14 protein-coding genes are annotated in these 18,780 nt (G+C 72.6%); 5 read left to right on the top strand and 9 right to left on the bottom strand.

Annotation, left to right across the window (positions count from 1 at the left end; translation table 11 throughout):
* Window positions 1-69: 69 nt before the first annotated feature.
* From AB0K21_RS24765 to AB0K21_RS24745, 5 genes are all read right to left on the bottom strand, one after another.
* Window positions 70-1,176, bottom strand: coding sequence for a maleylacetate reductase (locus AB0K21_RS24765; protein WP_343966002.1), 1,107 nt, complete (start codon window positions 1,174-1,176; stop codon window positions 70-72).
* 217 nt (window positions 1,177-1,393) lie between these two features.
* Window positions 1,394-2,677, bottom strand: a complete 1,284-nt coding sequence (locus AB0K21_RS24760; RefSeq protein WP_343966004.1) for an FAD-dependent monooxygenase — start codon at window positions 2,675-2,677, stop codon at window positions 1,394-1,396.
* A gap of 32 nt (window positions 2,678-2,709) precedes the next feature.
* Window positions 2,710-3,432 carry a maleylpyruvate isomerase family mycothiol-dependent enzyme gene (locus AB0K21_RS24755; protein ID WP_364153500.1) on the bottom strand — a complete coding sequence of 241 codons (723 nt, stop codon included), beginning with the start codon at window positions 3,430-3,432 and terminating at the stop codon, window positions 2,710-2,712.
* Window positions 3,432-4,268, bottom strand: coding sequence for a fumarylacetoacetate hydrolase family protein (locus tag AB0K21_RS24750; RefSeq protein ID WP_364153497.1), 837 nt, complete (start codon window positions 4,266-4,268; stop codon window positions 3,432-3,434). Before AB0K21_RS24750 ends, AB0K21_RS24755 begins: the two co-directional genes overlap by 1 nt.
* Window positions 4,265-5,413, bottom strand: a complete 1,149-nt coding sequence (locus AB0K21_RS24745; protein ID WP_343966012.1) for a cupin domain-containing protein — start codon at window positions 5,411-5,413, stop codon at window positions 4,265-4,267. Before AB0K21_RS24745 ends, AB0K21_RS24750 begins: the two co-directional genes overlap by 4 nt.
* A 100-nt stretch (window positions 5,414-5,513) precedes the next feature.
* On the opposite strand from AB0K21_RS24745, the gene AB0K21_RS24740 reads away from it, so the two are divergent.
* Window positions 5,514-6,296 carry an IclR family transcriptional regulator gene (locus tag AB0K21_RS24740; protein ID WP_343966014.1) on the top strand — a complete coding sequence of 261 codons (783 nt, stop codon included), beginning with the start codon at window positions 5,514-5,516 and terminating at the stop codon, window positions 6,294-6,296.
* A 22-nt stretch (window positions 6,297-6,318) separates the two neighbouring features.
* Here the strand turns inward: AB0K21_RS24740 and AB0K21_RS24735 are convergent, their stop codons facing one another.
* Genes AB0K21_RS24735 through AB0K21_RS24725 form a run of 3 tightly spaced genes read right to left on the bottom strand, consistent with a single transcriptional unit; the run spans window position 6,319 to window position 12,469 of the window.
* On the bottom strand, window positions 6,319-9,768 hold the full coding sequence (locus AB0K21_RS24735) for a condensation domain-containing protein (protein ID WP_364153492.1): 3,450 nt from the start codon (window positions 9,766-9,768) through the stop codon (window positions 6,319-6,321).
* Window positions 9,732-12,209 (bottom strand): amino acid adenylation domain-containing protein, encoded by a 2,478-nt coding sequence (locus tag AB0K21_RS24730; RefSeq protein WP_343962663.1) that lies wholly within the window; start codon window positions 12,207-12,209, stop codon window positions 9,732-9,734. Before AB0K21_RS24730 ends, AB0K21_RS24735 begins: the two co-directional genes overlap by 37 nt.
* Before the next feature lie 56 nt (window positions 12,210-12,265).
* Window positions 12,266-12,469, bottom strand: coding sequence for an MbtH family NRPS accessory protein (locus AB0K21_RS24725; protein WP_030915629.1), 204 nt, complete (start codon window positions 12,467-12,469; stop codon window positions 12,266-12,268).
* 120 nt (window positions 12,470-12,589) lie between these two features.
* Here AB0K21_RS24725 and purF point away from each other — a divergent pair, with 120 nt between their 5' ends.
* The 4 genes from purF to AB0K21_RS24705 are packed head-to-tail and all read left to right on the top strand — an operon-like array spanning window position 12,590 to window position 17,139.
* Window positions 12,590-14,089, top strand: coding sequence for an amidophosphoribosyltransferase (purF, locus tag AB0K21_RS24720; RefSeq protein ID WP_364153487.1), 1,500 nt, complete (start codon window positions 12,590-12,592; stop codon window positions 14,087-14,089).
* A gap of 32 nt (window positions 14,090-14,121) precedes the next feature.
* On the top strand, window positions 14,122-14,832 hold the full coding sequence (locus AB0K21_RS24715; protein ID WP_343962656.1) for a class I SAM-dependent methyltransferase: 711 nt from the start codon (window positions 14,122-14,124) through the stop codon (window positions 14,830-14,832).
* Window positions 14,829-16,070 carry a DegT/DnrJ/EryC1/StrS family aminotransferase gene (locus tag AB0K21_RS24710; RefSeq protein ID WP_343962654.1) on the top strand — a complete coding sequence of 414 codons (1,242 nt, stop codon included), beginning with the start codon at window positions 14,829-14,831 and terminating at the stop codon, window positions 16,068-16,070. The genes AB0K21_RS24715 and AB0K21_RS24710 overlap by 4 nt, the downstream gene beginning before the upstream one ends.
* A gap of 40 nt (window positions 16,071-16,110) precedes the next feature.
* On the top strand, window positions 16,111-17,139 hold the full coding sequence (locus AB0K21_RS24705) for a hypothetical protein (RefSeq protein WP_343962652.1): 1,029 nt from the start codon (window positions 16,111-16,113) through the stop codon (window positions 17,137-17,139).
* Window positions 17,140-17,146: 7 nt separating this feature from the next.
* Here the strand turns inward: AB0K21_RS24705 and AB0K21_RS24700 are convergent, their stop codons facing one another.
* Window positions 17,147-18,553 (bottom strand): cation:proton antiporter, encoded by a 1,407-nt coding sequence (locus AB0K21_RS24700; RefSeq protein WP_343962650.1) that lies wholly within the window; start codon window positions 18,551-18,553, stop codon window positions 17,147-17,149.
* Window positions 18,554-18,780: the final 227 nt, after the last annotated feature.

Here is an 18,780-nt window from a genome sequence, read left to right as displayed (position 1 = left end):
CCGGCCGATCCGCAGTGGAGCGGGCGGCGGCCAGGTGACGGACTGTCCGGAGGCCGTAGAGCACCTCACTCATGACCGACTCCCCGGTGTGCGGCCCGCCCACGCCGCGCGAAGCAGGATCTCGACGGACTCCCGGGAAACGGGTGCGGGATTGGACGGCGGCACGACCTTCATGACCCGGGCCGCCGCGCCGGGGATGTCGAACTCCGCCATGCCGACGTCCTTCAACGCGCGCGGTGCGTCGACCTCGCCGCGGAGGCGCTCCAACGCGGTCACGGCCGCCTCGGCCGGATCGTCCTTCTGGCCGGGCCGGGCGCCGAACGCCCGCGCGATCCGGCGGGCGGCGTCCGGGACGGCGGGCGCGTTGTAGGCGAGCACGTGCGGCAGGACGATCGCATGGGTCTGCGCGTGCGGCAGGTCGTAGGCGCCGCCGAGCACATGGCAGATCTTGTGGTGCAGGCCCGAGCCCGCCGACGCGAAGGACACCGCGGACAGGTACGCGCCGTACAGGCACCGGTCACGTCCGTCGATGCCCTCCGGCTCGGCGACCACCTTCGGCAGCCCCGTGGTCAGGGCCCGGATGCCTTCGAGCGCGAGCGCCTGGTTGATCGGGTCCGTGCCCGGAGCCCACATCGAGTCCACGCAGTGGGCGAGCCCGTTGAAACCGGACGCGACCGAAAGCGCGACGGGCAGGGACAGGGTCAGCACCGAGTCGTAGATCACCGTGACAGGCAGGACCGCCGGATCCAGCCCCGTCGTCTTCTCCCGGTTCTCGGTCAGGCCCCACATCCTCGTGGCCTCCGACCCGGCGTACGTGGTCGGCACGGCCACGATGGGCAGGTGCGTGGTCATGGCGACGGCCTTCGCCAAGCCCGTCGTCGAACCGCCGCCGACCGACACGAGGAGGTCGGCCCCGGCCTCCGCGGCGGCCGACCTGGCCCGCTCGGCGACCTCGACCGGCACGTGCTGGACGACCTCGCGCCAGCGCAGCGAGACCGGCAGTCCGGCCGACACCTCGTCCGCGATCCGCGCCTCGCCGTCGCCCGCGATCAGCATCACCCGCGAGGCGCCGAGCCGCTCGACCTCCTCGGCCAGGTGCCGGCGCGCGCCGCCGGCGTCCAGAATGACGCGCTGGCCGAGCGTCTCGTGGGTGAACGCCAATTTGTGATCGGCCATCGGTCTGCCCCCTCGTATCGTCTCCGGCGGCGGAGCCGGGTTGGACGAGCTCGAAGAACCCCCACCGAGGGTTCTCGGGGAACGTACCGGAGAGCCCCCGGCGAGTAGGAGATCTTCTCGATCACCTGGGTGGGTGACGTCTCGTAGCCGCTCCGAGCCGGGAAGTCCTACCGGCCGAGGAGCCGTGCCGGGTGGCGCCGGACATGGCCCCGGCGCGTCACCCCCGCGCCCGGTTCCGGGCCGTGCCGCCGGTGTCGTGCGCCGGGAACATCGGCGGCAGCTGCCCGGGCGTGAGAGCGGTCGGCCCGAAGAGCCAGTCCACGTAGTCGTAGTCGTAGACGTCGCGGTCACGGAGCACCTCGTTGCGCCACCTCCGTTTCTCCCCGTCGTGGTGCCACAGGTTTCCCCAGGCCCGCGCCGTGGTCAGCACGCGACGGCAGTGCTCCGGGCGGACGGCGTTGTAGGCCGCCAGGGCGGCGTCCCAGTCGACGCCCGTCGGGGTCCCCGCGGCCGCGGAGCCCGTCACACCCTGCGCGCCCACGTGCTCGGCCAGCACCCACGCGTCCTCGATGGCCATCACCGCGCCCTGCGCGAGGTACTGCAGCGGCGGGTGGGCGGCGTCCCCGGAGAGGGCGATCCGGCCCCGCACCCAGTCCATGATCGGCTCGCGGTCGAACATCCGCCACCAGCGGTCGCGCCACATCAGCGGCAGACCGGCCCGCACCTGGGCGCAGGTGGCCTCGAAGGCTCCGTCCAGCTCGTCGGGCGTGCCCCAGTCCTCCTCCCCGGCCAGCGCCTTCGGCGACTCGAACACCGCGACCTGGTTGAACATCTCGCCGTGGCGCAGCGAGTACTGGACGAAATGGCACCTGGGGCCGACGTAGACGACCACGTCCTTGAGGTGCACATCGAGGTCGGCGACCCTGTCGATCGGCATGGCGCCCCGGTAGGCGACGTACGCGGAGCTGACCGGCCGGTCATCGCTCAGGATCCCGCGGGCCACGGAGTGGAGGCCGTCGGCGGCGAGCACGACCTCGCCGAACTCGCGCCCTCCCTCGTGAACGGCGACAGCGCCCCCCTCGGCCTGCTCGTACCCGGTCACCGCGACGTCGTTGACGAGATCCACCCCCGCCCGCCGGCAGGCGCGCAGCAGCGTGCCGTGCAGATCGCTGCGATGGATCACCATGTACGGAAAGCCGTAGCGCCGCTCCACGTCGTGCAGGTCGAGCCTGGTGATGACCTCGGCGTCGACGGCGTCCTTCATGACGATGCTCTCGGGGAGCACACCGAGCGACTTGATCTCGTCGAGCAGACCCCAGTGGCTCAGGATGCGGGTGCAGTTGGGCGCGATCTGCAGACCGGCGCCGACCTCGCCGAACCGGGAGGCCTGCTCCAGCACTCGCACCCGCAGGCCCTTCCGGGTGAGTGCGAGGGCGTTGGCCAGACCGCCGATGCCTCCGCCCACCACCACGACGTCGACATCGTCGCCGTCTTCAGCCATGTCTGTCGTTCCTTTCATCACGCCGCGCCTGCCTAGAGCCAGTGCGGAAGTTCGGGTGCCGGCCGGCCTTCCGCGCCGGTGACGCCGTCCGTCCGGCGGCCGGAGAGGTAGGCCGTGAGGCCGGCGAGGGTGCCGGTCACCGGAGCGGGGTCCCCGGTGCCGGAGACGGTCCATGTGCCGTTGTGGCCGGTGGCCGTGAGGGTGAGCGCGGGCCCGGCGCCGTTGCCGGACCGTTTGGCGGTGATGTCGTCGATCAGGGCGGCGAGGAAGTCGGCCGGGAGATCGTCGAAGCCCACCCCGGCGCCGAGGTCGACGGCGTGCACCATGACCTCGCGGGCGCGCATCCAGGGGATCTCCTCAGCGGGGACGTGGCGGCCCTGGGCGGTGCGGACCTGGCGGGCCCACTGCCGCTCGTCCAGCTCGGCGAGCCGTGCCTCCAGGGTCTCGGCGGCCCGCGCGGCCCAGGCGCGCAGCTCGGCCGCCGGCCGCGCGGCACCGGCCTCGATGTCGGCGTCGCGCCGCGCCGGCGAGGAGTACATCGGTGTCTCCTCGCCGGTGCGCGCCCAATGTGCCAGGTTGACCAGCGCGTCGGCGTTGGCGGCGACGTGGGCCAGCAGGTGCCTGCCGGTCCAGCCGTCGAGCGCCGTGGGCCGGGCCAGCCGGTCGTCCGGCAGCGTGATCAGGGCGTCGAAGAAGGTCCTGGTGCCCTGGGCCATCCAGCGCAGGGTGTCGGCGCGGCTCCTGTCGGCCGCCATCAGGCGACCGGCTCGGCGACGGCCTTGGCCTCGGACCGGCCCAGGCCGGTGATCTCGGTGGTCAGGACGCCGCCGTCGGCGAGGTACCGGGCGGGCTTGCGGGCGTGACCCACCCCGCCGGGGGTGCCGGAGGCGATGACGTCGCCCGGGCTGAGCGTGAGGATCGTGGAGATGTACCGCACCAGGGCGACCGGGTCGAACACGAGATCCGAGGTGTCGGCCCGCTGCACCACCTCACCGTCGACGGATCCGGTCAGGGTGAGCGAGGGCCGGGTGCCGCCGGGCAGCTCGTCCGGGGTGACCAGGTAGGGGCCGAACGGCGTGCTGCCCTCCCAGGTCTTGCCCTGCAGCCACATCGGGGAGCGGTACTGCCAGTCGCGCGCGGTGACGTCGTTGAGGACGGCGAACCCGGCGATGGCCTCGGCGGCGTCGGCCTCGGTGGCCCGCCGCACGGTCCTGCCGATGACGATCGCGAGCTCGGCCTCCCAGTCCACCTGCTCGGACTCCGGCGGGAGCTGGATCTCGTCATAGGCCCCGACGAGCGCCTCGGGGTACTTGGCGAACAACGTCGGGTACCGCGGCAGCTCCCGCCCCATTTCAAGGATGTGGTTGCGGTAGTTCAGGCCCACACAGATGATCTTGCCGGGGCGGGGGACGACCGGCGCGTAGCCGACGCCCGCCACCGCACCTCCCTGGGTCCGGGCCGCGTACTCGGCCCAGTCCGGCTGGGCCAGCAGCTCACCGACGTCGGCGAGACCGAGGTCGACCAGGGTCTCCCCCTCCACACGTACGGCCCGGGTGGCACCGTCGGCGGTGCGGATGGTGGCGAGCTTCATGCGTTTCGTCCTTCCACGTGGGCGCGGTCCAGGTGCAGCGCCTCGAAAATCGGTCCGTCACCGAATTTGAAGAGATCAAGGGCGGCCGAGTCGGAGTCGGACGCCGAGGCCTCCGACCTCGCCGAGAACGGCACCCAGGACGGGACGACGAACAGGTCACCGCGGGTGACCGACCAGGAGGCGTCGCCGACCGTGACCCGGCCACCACCGTCGAAGACCTGGTACACCGAGGAGCCGGCCTCCCGGCGGGGCGAGGTCTCGGCTCCGCTGCGGATCCGGTGCATCTCCGCCCGGATGGTCGGCAGCACATCGCCTCCGGTGGTGGGGTTGGTGTAACGCACCGCCGCGTGGCCGGGCTCGACCGTCCCGGCATGGCCCTCGGCCTCGAGATCGAGCTGGTCCGCCAGCGCGCGGTCGGTGTCGACCCACCGGTAGGCCAGCAACGGGGTGCTGGGCTGAGAGCCGGGGGCCGAGACCGGGCGCAGGCCGGGGTGCCCCCACAGCCGCTCCGAGCGGGAACGTTCGGGGGTGGTGCGTTCGGCCGCGCTGATCTCGTCACGGCCGAACTCGAAGAACTGCGACTCGGTGACGTACTGGAATGGAATGTCCAGGCCGTCGATCCAGGCCATGGGCCTGTCGGCCGCGTTGTGGTGGGCGTGCCAGTTCCAGCCCGCCTGGGGCAGGAGGTCCCCGCGGCGCATCGGCACCGGATCACGGCCGACCACGGTCCACACCCCCTCGCCCTCGACGACGAAGCGGAACGCGTGCTGGGTGTGCCGGTGCTCCGGGGCGTCCTCACCCGGCATCAGGTACTGGATCGCCGCCCACAGCGTCGGCGTCGCGAACGGCCGGCCGCCCAGCGCCGGGTTCGCCAGCGCGATCGCCCGCCGCTCCCCGCCCCGCCCGACCGGCACCAGATGCCCGGCCCGGTCCGCCAGGGCCAGCAGGCTCTCCCACCGCCACAGGTGCGGTGCCGCCTTGGATCGCGGGTGTAGCGGCATCAGGTCGCCGATCTCGGTCCACAGCGGGACCAGCAGCTCCTTCTCGAAGCCGCGGTACAACTCCTCCAACGCCACCGACGGCGTCGGCTGGTCCGGCGAGTCGACCACGGCGAGGCGAACCGGGGAGTTCGCGGTCTCGGTCATCTCTGGCTCCTTCGACGTGGCGTGACACAGCGGTGATCGCCGGCCTCGCCGTGTTGCCAGCTTGTATCCTGAGTGCCAGAGAAGAACAGGAGATTCTGCTATGAAGAATCCACCGAACTACTCCGTGCGAAGCGTCGACCACGCGCTCCAGCTCGCGGTCATGCTCCAGGTCGAGGGTCCATTCGGCGTGGGCGAGGCCGCCGAGCGTCTCGGGGTGGCGCCCTCCACCGCCCACCGGCTGCTGGCCATGCTCGTCTACCGGGACTTCGCGATCCGGCGCGAAGACCACCGGTACGCGGCCGGGCCCGTCCTCTCGCTGGGCGGGAGCTCCCAGTCCCGTACCGCACTGCTGCGCTCGGTCGCCATGCCGCACCTGGCCGGCCTGGTCGAGCGGATCCGGGAGAGCGCCAACCTGCAGATCCTGGCCGGTGACCACGTACGGTTCATCGGATCGGTGGAATGCACCCAGGCGCTGCGGGTCGGCAACCGCGAGGGCATGGTCTTCCCCGCGCATCTGGCCTCCGGTGGCAAGGTCATGCTCGCCGACCTGCCGCCCGAGCGGCTCGACGCACTGTACAGCGAGGCGAAATGGGCTGATCGCCTGGACCAGCGCCCCAACCTCGCGACACTCCGTCGCGAGCTGCGGACCGTCCGCGAGCGAGGTTTCGCCATCAACGCCGGCAGGACCGAAAGGGGCGTCACCGCCATCGGCCGGGCCGTGCGCGGCGAGGACGGCCGCGCTCAGGCAGCCGTCTCGGTGTCGATGCCCACCAGCCGCTTCTCCCGGGATCGCCTCTCGGACCTGGTCAGCGCCCTGGCCCTGACCACCCGTGACATCGAAGAGGAGATGCGAGGTACCGATCTCCCTCGCACCCGCTCGTGAGTTCCGCGCCGCGGGCCGCCGGTCAGCTGAGCAGTGCCGAGAGCTTCGTGTCCGGGGCCAGCACGACACGGGTGAGCAGCGCGGCCACCCGGGCCAGGCGGTCCTCGGCCTCCTCCCGGTCCCAGAGTTCGACGGCGTACTCCAGGTCGAGCACCACCCGCTCCCCCGCCATCCCGGCGTACATCTCCAGCTCGTAGCGGTTGGCCCTGGTGTGCACGTAGTCGAAGCCGACCTCGCATCCGGCCAGTTCCGGCACCGCGGGGCCGTCGCCCGCCCAGTCGGAGGTGACCTGGAAGAGCGGCATCCTGCGCGGGTCGGGGTGGATCCTCAGTGCCCGTACCACCTCGTTGAACGGGGTGCCCTGGTGCGCGTACGCCTCCAGGACGGTCCGGCGTACCCGCCCGGCCAGCTCGGTGAAGGTGGGGTCGCCGCCGCAGTCGAGGCGGAGCGCCACCATGTTGACGAAGCAGCCGACCACGCCCTCCAGGCCGGGCAGCGGGCGGTTGTCGGCGGTGGTGCCGATCACCACGTCGTCCTGACCGCTCCACTGGGCCAGCATCGCCGCGAAGGCGGCGGTCACCAGCATGTAGGGCGTGGTCCTGCTCCGCCTGGCCAGCGCGAGCAGCCGACGCGAGTCCGCGGGCGGCAGATGATGGGCGATCATCTCGGTGTCGCGACTCTCCCGCCGCCCGTCGCGCGTCCTGGGCAGGACCAGTTCGGGGGCCCCGCGCAGCCGTTCCCGCCAGAAACGCTCCGAGGCGGCGGCCTCGGGGCCGCCGAGCCAGGCCCGCTCCCAGGCCACGTAGTCGGAGAAGCGCAGGTGCGGTGCGGCGGGCGCGGTGTCGCGGTCGGAGTACAGGCGGCCGAGCTCGCCGATCAGCAGGCCCATCGAGACGCCGTCGGTGACCAGGTGGTGCTGGACCAGCGCGAGGACGTGGTCACCGTCGCCAAGGCGGTAGAGGCCGGCCCGCACCAGGGGGGCGACGGACAGGTCGAAGCCGCGCTCGGCGTCGCGGGCCGTACGGCGGGCCGCCTCCGCCGCCCGCCCCGCCTCGGGCAGGCCGGTGAGGTCCTCGACGGGCAGCTCGACGCGGGCGTCGGCGTCGAAACGCAGCACCGGCACGTCGCCCACCAGCGCCACCCGGGCGCGCAGGTTCTCGTGCCGGGCGACGAGCGCGTCGAACGCGCCGCGCAGGGCGTCCACGTCGAGCGGGCCGCGTATCCGGTAGGTGACGGCGGCGATGAAGTCCCGGGCGTCGCCGCCCGCGAGCTGCTCGTTGATCCAGATCTGCAGCTGCGCGGTGGACAGCGCGCAGCCGTCCGGCTCCGTGCCGTCCGGTACGGCCTGCCCGGCGGGCGCCCACTCCGGCTCGGGCTTCGGCTCGGGCCGCCCCGCGCGATCGGCGCGGCTCGCGCCGGCGAGCGTGTGCTCCAGCGCGGGGTGCCTGGCGGCCAGGTAGTCGGCCAGGTCGGCGGGGACGCAGTGCTCGAAGAGGGCCGTCAGCGGAACACGCACGGCGAGCACCGAGGCGATCTCGCGTACCAGCCGGGCCGCCAGCATCGAGTGGCCGCCCAGCGCGAAGAAGTCGTCATCGGGTTCCACCACGTCGAGGTTCATGACGCGCGCCCAGATGGCGCAGAGCGCGGCCTCCAGAGCGGGCAGCTCGCTCCGCTCGCCGAGTTCGGCCGCCTCGGGCAGCAGGGCGGTCCTGACCCGGCCCTCCTCGTCGCGCGGGATCTCCTCCACCGCCACGATGACGGCGGGCACCATGTAGTTCGGCAGCCGCTCGACGAGGGTGGCGCGCAACGCGTCGGGCGGTTGCCCGGCGACGGCGTAGCCGACCAGCTCGCGTCCCGCGCCGCCCTCGACCGCGATGACCGCGGCGTCGCGTACGGCGGGGTGGGCGCGCAGGACCTCCTCGACGTCCTCCAGCTGCACCTGGAAGGGACCGAAACCGACCAGCCGGTCCTCGCGCCCGCGCTCGACCACCCGCCCGTCGGGCCTGCGGACGGCCAGGCGGCCGGTGGGTCCGTGCCGGCCGGAGTGACGGACCAGCTGGCCGACGGCCCCGGCGGGCAGCACGTTGCCGTCCGGGTCGAGCACGGTCACGTCGCCCTGGGTGAGGGTGGCCCACTCCTGCGGGGAGATCATCGGGATCTCCGACAGGGGCTGGGCGGGGTCTGCTGCGACCGCCCGCAGCACCCGCTCGTGGTGACGCATCAGGCGGGCGATCGTGACCTCGTCGAAGAGGGCGTCGTCGTACTCGACGAAGAAGTCGACCCGCTCGCCCCGCCGTACCGCCTCGACCGCCACGTCGAAGCGGGACCTGCCGCGCGTCACCTCGACCTCTGCGGCGGGCACGCCGCCGATGGAGCGCTCGGCCGCGCCCGCGTCCCACATGGTGAAGACGACCTGCACCAGCGGGGTGTGCCCGGCGTCGCGCTCGGGCTGCAGGAACTCCACGAGCTTCTCGAACGGTACGTACTGGTGGTCGAAGGCGTCGAAGGCGGCCTCGCTGACCGCGTCGGCCAGCTCGGTGAAAGGGATCTCGCCCGCAGGGCGCAGCCGTACCGGCACGATGTTGGCGAAGAAACCGAGCGTGCCGTCGAACTCGCGCCCGGGGCGGCCGGGGGCGCCGGTGCCCAACACCATGTCGCCGCGTCCGGTGTAGCGGTAGAGGGTGGTGGCGAAGGCGGAGAGCAGCACGGTGAAGAGGGTGCCGCCGACCCGCTCGGCGACCTCGCCGAGCGGGCCGGTCAGGCCGGGGTCGAGCGGGAATCGCTCGCGCCTGCCGGTGCCGGCCCGCCGGCGCGGCCGGGGCCGGTCCGCGGGCAGCTCCAGCACGGTGGGCGCGCCGTCGAGCGTCCGCCGCCAGTGGTCGACGTCGGCGGCCAGGCGGCCGCCGGCGAACCGCTCGCGCTGCCAGCGGGCGAAGTCGCCGTACTGGGCGGGCGCACCGTTGGCCGGCTCGCCCCGGTAGGCCGCGTCCAGCTCGTCGAGCAGCAGGTTCATCGAGAATCCGTCGCTGATGATGTGGTGCACCCCGAGCACGAGCGCCTGCCGCTCCGGGCCGAGCGTGACGAGCGAGGCGCGCAGCAGCGGCCCGGCGGCCAGGTCGTAGGGGGCCTCGGCGACCTCCCGGGCGTACTCCATGAGCGCCTGTTCGCCGCCGGCGGACGCCTCGCGCAGTACGGGGCCCCGTGCCCAGATCGCCTGGACCGGTTCGGTTCCCTGGTAGACGAAGGTGGTGCGCAGCACGTCGTGCCGGGCCACCACCTCGTTTAGCGCCCGGCCCAGCCGGGCGGCGTCCAGCGTGCCGTCCAGGACGAGTACCTTCAGCTCGTTGTAGGAGCCGTTGCCGGGATCGTCCTGCTCGACGAACCAGAGCTGCTCCTGCAGGTAGGAGAGCGGGGCGGTGCGGTCGGGCAGGCCGGTCACGGCGCTGTCTCCGTCCTCCTGGCGATCACCCACAGGAAGCGCGACTCCCCGAGCGGTGTCCGCTGCGCCACGACCTCCTCGCGCTCGGGTACCAGGCCCGCCGCGCGCAGCAGCTGAAGGTTCTCCTCCGTGGGGAAGCCGGAGAAGAACATGGTCGAGCCGAACCACTCCTCGATCGCGCCGGGGATGTCCTCGGTCATCAGGGTGGCGAGCAGCAGACCGCCTGGCTTCAGCCAGCGGGCGATGCCGCCCAGCAGGCCGGGCAGTTCCTCGCGCGGCAGGTGGGTGAGGGTGTAGATGGACACGACGGCGTCGAAGGAGGCGTCGGGGAACCGCGCCTGGGCCATGTCGGCCTGCACGAGCGTGGCGCCGGGCAGTGTCCTCTCGGCGAGTTTGAGCTGTTCGGCGGAGATGTCGACGGCGGTGAGGGCGTGCGCCTCGGCCAGGCGGCGCGAGGACTCGTGGCCGCTGCCGACGCCCAGCTCCAGCACCGAACCGCCTTCGGGCAGCATCCCGAGCAGGTGGCCGGTCCACTCCGTGCGGGGGCCGTCGGAGAACTCGGCCTGGAAGGCGGCATAGCGGTCGGCGATGTCGTCCCAGCCCTCGCGGACGATGTCCTTGAGATCGGAGCGGACCTCGGAGTCGACCGCGTCGGCGACCCCGGCGATGGTCGGCCGGTCGAAGAAGTCGGCGACCGGCACCTCGATGCCGAAGATCGTGCGAACTCGGCCCAGGAGCTGGATGACCTGGATGCTGGTGCCGCCCAGCTCGAAGAAGTGGTCGTGCGGACCGAGCGAGTCCACGCCGAGCAGCGGTTTCACGATCTCCTCGGCCACCCTGCGCCTGGTCGGCGTCCAGTCGGCGCCGCCATCGGTGCCGCTGTCGCTGTCGGTGTCGCTGTCGGTATCGCTGTCGGTGCCGCCGCGCGAAGTCCTGGCGGCGGCCAGGGCCCCGCGGTCGACCTTGCCTGCCGGGGTGAGCGGGATCTCCGGGACGTGGACGAACTCGTTGGGGACCAGCGGGGCCGTCAGCCACCGGGCGGCGGTCTCCCGCAGCTCGGTCACGCCGGGCGGCTCCCCCGTCGTGCAGACGACGTAGGCGATCAGGCGGGCGTCGCCGTCGTCGAGGGCCTCCGCCTCGACCACGGCGTGCGCGACCGCCGGGTGCCTGCGGAGGGTCTGCTCGATCTCCTCCAGCTCCACCCGGACGCCGCGCACCTTGACCTGCCGGTCGGCCCGTCCGGCGAAGACCAGCTCGCCGTCGGCGGTCCAGCGCACCAGGTCGCCGGTGCGGTAGAGCCGCTCGCCCGGCGTGGTGGCGAACGGGTCGGGGACGAAGGAGAGCGCGCTCGCGCCGGGGCGGTCCAGGTAGCCGCGGCCGAGGCCGGGACCGCCGACGTACAGTTCGCCGACCGTGCCGATCGGGACCGGGCGCATCGACTCGTCCAGGGCGTAGGCCCGGTGGTTGGGCATGGCGCGCCCGATGGGCGGTGAGGTGTCCCAGCTTCCCCGGCACTCCTGGGTGATGACGCCGACCGTGGTCTCGGTGGGCCCGTAGCTGTTGACGAACCTGCGTCCGGCCGCCCAGCGGGTGGTGAAGTCACCCGAGTAGCTCTCGCCGCCGACCGCGAGCACCCGCAGGTCGGGGAAGTCGCCGGGCTCCAGCAGTCTCAGCATGCCGGGGGTGCCCATGTAGACGGAGATGCGCCGCTCGCGCAGCAGGTCGCGGAACCGCTCGGCGGAGGTACGGGTCTCGGCGGCGGCGACGTGCAGGACGGCCCCCGACAGCAGCGCCCCGAAGGCGTCGAAGGTGGAGACGTCGAAGGCGATCGAGGAGAACTGCACGAGGCGGTCCTGCGGCGAGAGCCCGTACAGGTGCTGGGCGCCCCGGACGAACGCGGTGACCGCGCGGTGCTCGATGAGGACGCCCTTGGGCGTCCCGGTGCTGCCTGAGGTGTACATGACGTAGGCGAGGTTGGCCGGGTGCAGCGGCACCCCCGGGTCGTCCTCGTCGCCCCCGGGGTGGTCGTCGACGTTCACCACGCACCACGGACCCGGCGGCACCTCGGCCTCGGTGGTGGAGTCGGCCAGCACCACGGCGGTTCCGGCGTCGCGCAGGATCGCCTCGACCCGCTCGGGCGGGTTGCCCTCGTCGATCGGAACGTAGGCGCCCCCGGCGGCCAGCGTGCCGAACATGGACACCACCATGCCGGCCGAACGGCGCTGGTAGATGGCGCAGCGGTCCTCGGGGCGCACACCGAGGCCGAGCAGGTGCCCGGCCAGGCGGTTGGCGGCGCGGCGCACCTCGTCGTAGCTGAGGGTCGTGCCCTCCTCGTCCGTCAGCGCCGTGGCGGCGGGCGACCTGGCGACCTGGGCGGCGAACCGTTCGATGACGGTCGCCGGCTCGTCGGCCAGCTCGGTGCGGTTCCACTCCTCGACGACCAGGCGCGCGTCGTGCTCCTGGATCGTGTCCATCGGCTCCTCCTTCGGGGACCGTTCCTTCCGGGACTGTTCGTCGGTGCGCCCGCGGGTCAGGACCGCTCGCCGTCCATCCACCGGCGCAGGCTCAGCGGGCGCATGTCCGTCCAGACCTCCTCGATGTGGGCCAGGCACTCCTCGCGGGTGCCGCTGTGGCCGACGCTCCGCCAGCCCTCGGGAATGTCACGGTCGGTCCACCAGATGGAGTACTGCTCCTCGTGATTGCGCACCACCGTGTACTCGGCGTTCTCCGCCATTCTGGTCTCCTTCGCTTCATTCATCATTCGATAGGGCCTGCCATCAGAACAATGCCATGGCCAGACAGAAGCGATTTAACACATTTTTCGGGAAATGTTAGGGTTTTGAAGGGGCGGCGTATGTGCGGAATAGTCGGCGTATCCGTTATCGAAGGAACGGCCGGGCAACCGGCCTTCGACGGGCTCGTCACCCTGCAGCACCGCGGCCAGGAGTCCTGGGGCATCGCGGTGGCCGGCCCCGGCGGCGTGCGGGTCCGGCGGGCGCTCGGTTTCGCCTCGCGCTCGGCCTGTGGTGACCCGCCCGACGATGACCCGGCCCGTGACGGCCTGTCCGCCTGGCGGGCCGGAAGGGTGGCGGTCGCCCACACCCGGTACTCCACCACCGGCGCCACGGTACCGGAGAACTCCCAGCCCTTCGTGCACGAGGCACGGCGCATCGCGGTGGCGCACAACGGGGACCTCACCAACGCCGCCGAGCTGCGCGCCCGGCTCGGCCGCGAAGGGTACGGGTTCCGCTCGACCAGCGACTCCGAGATCATCCTCGCCCTGCTCGCCGGCACGGGCGAGACACCCGGCACGCTCCTCGGCACCGCACCCGGCCCGAAGGACCGGCACCCCGCGGACACCGGCCCGATCGTGGCCGGGGTCGCGCGGGCCACGCGGGTGCTGCGGGGCGCGTACTCGGTGGTGTGCGCCGTCGGCGACCATCTCGTGGCCTTCCGGGATCCGCACGGCCTGCGTCCCCTGGTGGCGGGGTTCGCCGAGGGCAGGGCCGTCGTCGCCTCGGAGACCTGCACCCTTGACGCGCTCGGCTGCACCGAGCAGCGGGAGGTGGAACCGGGCGAGGTACTGGTGCTGCGCGACGGCCGCCCGGCCGGGACGCACCGCGTGGCGGAGCCCGCCCCGCGCAGCTTCTGCGTCTTCGAGCACCTCTACCTGACCAGGCAGGACTCCAGGATCGGCGGCACCAGAACCGGCGCGACGCGGGTGGCGTTCGGCGAGCGGCTGGCGCTGGAGTCCCCGGCGGACGCCGACCTGGTCGTGGCCGTCCCGGCCTCCGGCGTGCCGGCGGCCCGCGGGTACGCGCGGGCCGCCGGACTGCCGCTGGCCGGGGCGCTGGTCCGTGACGAGCAGGTGGGCAGGACGTTCATCGAACCCGACCTGCGACGACGTGAACGCAAGCTGCGGCGCAAGTTCTCCGTCGGCGCGCCGGTGGACGGGGCCAGGGTCGTGGTGGTCGACGACTCGATGGTGCGCGGGTCCACCATGCGGCGCATCGTCGCACTGCTGCGCGAGTCGGGGGCGAGCGAGGTGCACGTGCGGATCGCCGCGCCGCCGCTGATCGCGCCCTGCCACTACGGGGTGGACCTCGTCGACACCGGTGAGCTGGTGGCGACCGGGCGCGAGAGCGGGGAGGTGTGCCGGATCATCGGCGCGACGAGCCTGGCGTACCTGTCGGTGGCGGGCATGCGGCACACGCTGGGGAGCGCGGCGGGCGAGGGTCTCTGCGAGGGGTGCATCACCGGCGACTACCCCACCCGGGTGAGCCCGGCGCGCGACAAGTCGAGGCTCGTAACCGTGCCGGCCCCGCGGCGCACGGCGGCCGCCCGCCTCCGTTGACGGTGCTCAGGGCCGCGCCTAGCCTCCGCCAGATGAGCCAAGAACCAGAAACGAACGGCTACGACGACGGTGGTTGCGACGCCCGCTACACCCGGACCACCTGCCTGTGGGGGCGCAGGCCGGACGGGATCTCCGACACCCTGGCGGACGCGCTCTCGCTGCCCCCGGCACCCGAGGAGATCGCTCCGCCCTCCGCTCCACCTGGCGCGGGCGCGCCCACGGTGCTCGACGTGGGGTGTGGCGAGGGGCGCAACGCGGTGCGGCTCGCCCAGCGGGGCGCGCGGGTGCTGGCGATGGACATGTCGGCCGCCGCGTTGGAGAACGGCGCGCGGGCCTGGGGCGGTACCGGCGGTGGGGCCGGGGGGATCGAGTGGCGCCGGGGCGACGCGCGCACCACCCGGCTCGCGCCCGGCTCGTTCGACGGGGTGCTGGCGTGCAGCGTCCTGCACTGGCTGCGGGACGAGGGACAGGTGGCCGACGTCATCGCCAGGCTCCAGGCCGCGACCTCCCCGGGAGGGGTCAACGCCCTGCTGATGTTCAACGGCGGCCACGCCTATCGGCCTCCCGCCGGCGAGATGCGCCTGCCGGTCCTGCTGCCCCACGACTGGTACCTCGCCAGGTACGACGGATGGACCGTGCTGAGCGCCACCGACACCGACTCCACCCACACCCACACCGGCCATGAGGAGCCGCACACCCACGCGGTGACCAGGCTGGTGGCGCGCCGGGGGGTGGACGCGTGAGCTCGCCGGCAGGTGGACTCGCGGGCCCGCCGCACCCGCTCGAATGGCCGGTCTACGACGACGGCGTGGCGGCCAGGGTCGCCGAGCTGGTGACGCGGGGGCGCACGTTCGACTACGACTACGGGCCCGAACTGGCCGGGCTGGAGCGGTCGTTCGCCGAGCGGCACGGCCGTGCCCACGCTCTGGCGCTCACCTCGGGTACCGCGGGACTGCTGGCCGCCTACTTCGCGCTGGGCATCGGCCCCGGTGACGAGGTGATCGTCCCGAACCTCACGTTCTTCAGCACCGCCTCGCCGCTGTTCCTGCTGGGCGCGGTGCCGGTGCTCTGCGACGCGGGCGACGCCACCGGGAACGTGGCCCCCTCGGCCGTGGAGGCACTGGTCACGCCGCGTACCGTCGCGATCGTCGTCACCCACCTGTGGGGCCACAGCTGCGACATGGACGCCCTGCGGGCGGTGGCCTCCCGGCGCGGGCTCGCCCTGGTCGAGGACTGCTCGCACGCCCACGGCTCCACCTTCCGCTCCCGGCCGGTGGGCTCCCTGGGCGATGTCGCGATCTTCAGTGTGGGCGGCAGGAAGCTGGTCTCCGGGGGCATGGGCGGCATGCTGCTGACCGACTCCGAGGACGTCTTCGCCCGCGCCTGCCTGCTGACCAACTTCCGGCACCGCACCGACCTGACCATCGACGCCGTCCGCTACCGGCCGTTCCTGCTGACCGGTCTCGGCGGCAACTTCCGCATCTCCACGCCCGGCGCGGTGCTGGCCCAGAGCCACCTCGACCGGCTGGACGAGCTGGTGGAGCACCGGGTGGCCAACGTGTCGGCCCTGTCTTCGGGGCTCGGCGAGCTGCCGGGGGTGCGCCCCTCCCCCGTCGCCGAGGGCGTCACGATGGGCGCGTGGTACGACGGGGTCGTCGAGGTGACGCCGGAGTGCCCGTTCAGCAGGGACGGCCTGGTGGCGGCCGGCCAGGAGCGCGGTCTGAAGGTGCGCGCCCCGGCCACCCGGCCGCTGCACGTCTTCCCCCTCTTCCAGGGCACCGCGCCTGACTGGTCACCCCAGGTCGCCGCCGCGGTCCGGGCCGCGGCCACGGTGAACGACCGCCCGTTCCCGCGTTCCGCGGAATTGTTCGCCCGATGGATGAAACTGCCGGTGAATTTCCTCTGGGAACAGAATTCGCCGCTGGTCGACGCGTATCTGGAGGCTTACGGCGACGCATTCTCGATGGCCCGTACCGCGTAACGTCGCCCATGTTTCCAGCGTCGATTCCGGAGTAATCCAAATGAGCCGACAGACGTTTCCCGTCATTCATGCCGTCGCCCCCGCCAGCCTGGAGAGCTGGTTCGGCCATTTCGTCGACCTCGCCCCCGGGGACCGGACCGTCTTCACCGGGGAGGACGCCGGCGTGGACGTGGCCCCGCTGCTGGAGGCGATCGGCCGGGCCCCGCGGGCGACGGTGATCTTCCATTCCAGCCACGCGACGCTCGGCCGCGACCAGTTGCTCGCGTTCCGGCTCCGCGAGCTCGGCCACCGGGCCGAGTGCCAGTCGCGTCTCTGCGCCTCGCTGGGCAGCGACAAGATCCTGATGAAGGAGTTCTTCGACCGCTACCGCCTGGTCTCCCCACCGTGGGCGCGGGCCGGTGAGCCGCTGCCCGAGGCCGGCCCCGACACCCCCGTGGTGATCAAGGACCGGCACGGGACGCAGAGCGTCGGCACCCGGCTGGCCCGCGCGGACGAGTGCCGTCTGGCCCCCAACGAGCTGGGCGAGCTGTACGTCGACGGGGTCGAGTACTCGGTGCTGATCTACCGTGACGAGCACGGCACGGCGACCTTCCCGCCGGTGTGGAAGGGGCCGACCACCCAGGACCTGGTGCCGCCGTGGCAGCGGCTGCGGCTCTGTCCCGACCCGGCGCTCGGCGGCACCTGGGACCGCAAGCTGCGGGCGGTGGGCAAGCGGCTGGCCGACCTGGCCGAGGCGCACGGCTACCTGGAGGCGGAGTTCCTGCTGACCCCGGCCGGCGAGGTGCACCTGCTGGAGATCAACCCCCGGGTGTCGGGCACCATGCGGCTGGCCGCGATGGCCACCCGGCTGCCGATCTTCTCCCTGCACGCCAGGCCCGAGCTTCGCGACCACCTCTGCGCCGCCCGCTTCAGCGGCGAGGTCCCCTACAGCGGCGCCCCGATCACCGACGCCGACGGCGAGGTGTTCGCCACCTCCCGGCTCACCGTCGCCGGGGAGAGTCCCGGCGAGGTCCGCGCCAAGCTGCGCGAGCTGGGCGCGGAGCCCCGGGTGCTGCCCCGCGCCTCCTGAAGGCCGCTCAGGCGGACCGGCGGACCCTGGCTTCAGCCGTTTCCCCCGCCTTCCGATCGCGCCGTGCGTCCCGGCGGTCCAGCGACTCCAGCAGGGGCGCGGTCGCGGCGGTGGAGACCAGCGCGACGATCACCAGCATGGTGAAGAGCGCCTGGGTGATGATGCCGAGACCGAGGCCGATGCTCAGGATCACCAGCTCGGTCACGCCCCGGCAGTTCATCAGCACCCCGAGCCGCGCGGACTCCCGCCAGGGCACGCCCAGCGGCGTGGCGGCGGCCGCCACTCCGCCGATCTTGCCCGCCACCGCGACCGCGAGGATCAGCAGGCACCAGCCCCACCTCGTCGCCTCCTGGCCGAGCAGCCCGATCTGGGTGTTGAGCCCGACGAAGGCGAAGAAGGGCGGCAGCAGGAATGACGTGGTGAAGTCCTGCGTGCGCTCGCGGACCCGCCTCAGCCGCACGTCACCGTCGCGCGGGAACAGGACACCGAACAGGAACGCGCCGAAGATCAGATGGATGCCGATCAGCTCGGTCAGCAGCCCCGAGACGAGCAGACCCACGATGACGACGGGCAGCGTCGCCTCCTGGGAGAGCCCCCGGCGCAGCAGCCGGGCCAGCAGCGGCCGTACCACCCCGACCATGACGGCGGCGAAGGCCGCGGTGAGACCGAGCGTGCGCAGCGCCTCGGCGGGTGAGGAGCCTCTGGCCATGGTGATCGCCACGGCCAGCAGCAACCACGCGGTCACGTCGGCGATGGCGGCGCAGGTGATGGTCAGCGCCCCGGTCGGGGTGTGGAAGAGCCCGCGTTCCAGCAGGATCCGTGCCAGCACGGGGAAGGCGGTGACGCTCAGCGCGGCGCCGACGAACAACGCGAAGACCGGGAACCCGACGGGCGCGGCCGCCAGCGGCGCGTAGATCAGCAGGGCCAGCGCGACCCCGAGCGCGAACGGGATGGCCACGCTCGCCTGGCCGCAGAGCAGTGCGATCCGACCCCGTCCGCGCAACAGGTCACCGCGGAGCTCCAGCCCGACCAGGAACATGAAGAAGGCCAGTCCGAACTGGGCCAGCAGGTTCAGGTAGGGCATGACGGCGCCGGGGAACAGCACGCGGTACGCCTCGGGCCAGACGGCGCCGAGCAGGGAGGGGCCGAGCACGATGCCGGCGGCCATCTCCCCGATCACCCGGGGCTGGCCGAGCCGCCTCAGCACGGCCCCGCCGAGATGGGCCAGCGCGACGACCACGGTGATGGAGAACAGCAGCAGGGGCGTGGCCGGCACCTGCTGCTGCCGGCCCACCCCCACCGATGGCGTCGGGACGGGGCCGGTGGCCGTCCCCGCGTCGAACCCCAGCATCAGCAGCGCCAGCACGGCGGGCAGCACGACGGCGAGACCGTACGCGATCACGAAATGACGCACCGTGCGCTTATCAGTGGACCGAAACCCTGGATAAGTCATGAACCAATTCCGTTTCCGAGAGGTCGCGTTTTTCCTGGGCGCGCATATCACAGAACAAAAATAATCGCCAAGAACAATGAAGATTCCGCTGGTCATCGACCCGGCTCCAGCTTTCCGTCGCACCCCGGAAAGGACATCTGGAAATTACTCATGATCGAAAGTGCGCTACCGAAAACCGTGGGTAAGGT

Origin of the sequence: Streptosporangium sp. NPDC049248 (genome assembly GCF_040678965.1) — a bacterium.
In the GTDB taxonomy this organism is placed as follows: domain Bacteria; phylum Actinomycetota; class Actinomycetes; order Streptosporangiales; family Streptosporangiaceae; genus Streptosporangium; species Streptosporangium fukuiense.
Note: the sequence above shows the minus strand (reverse complement) of the source record. Positions and strands in the feature narration are given on the sequence as shown.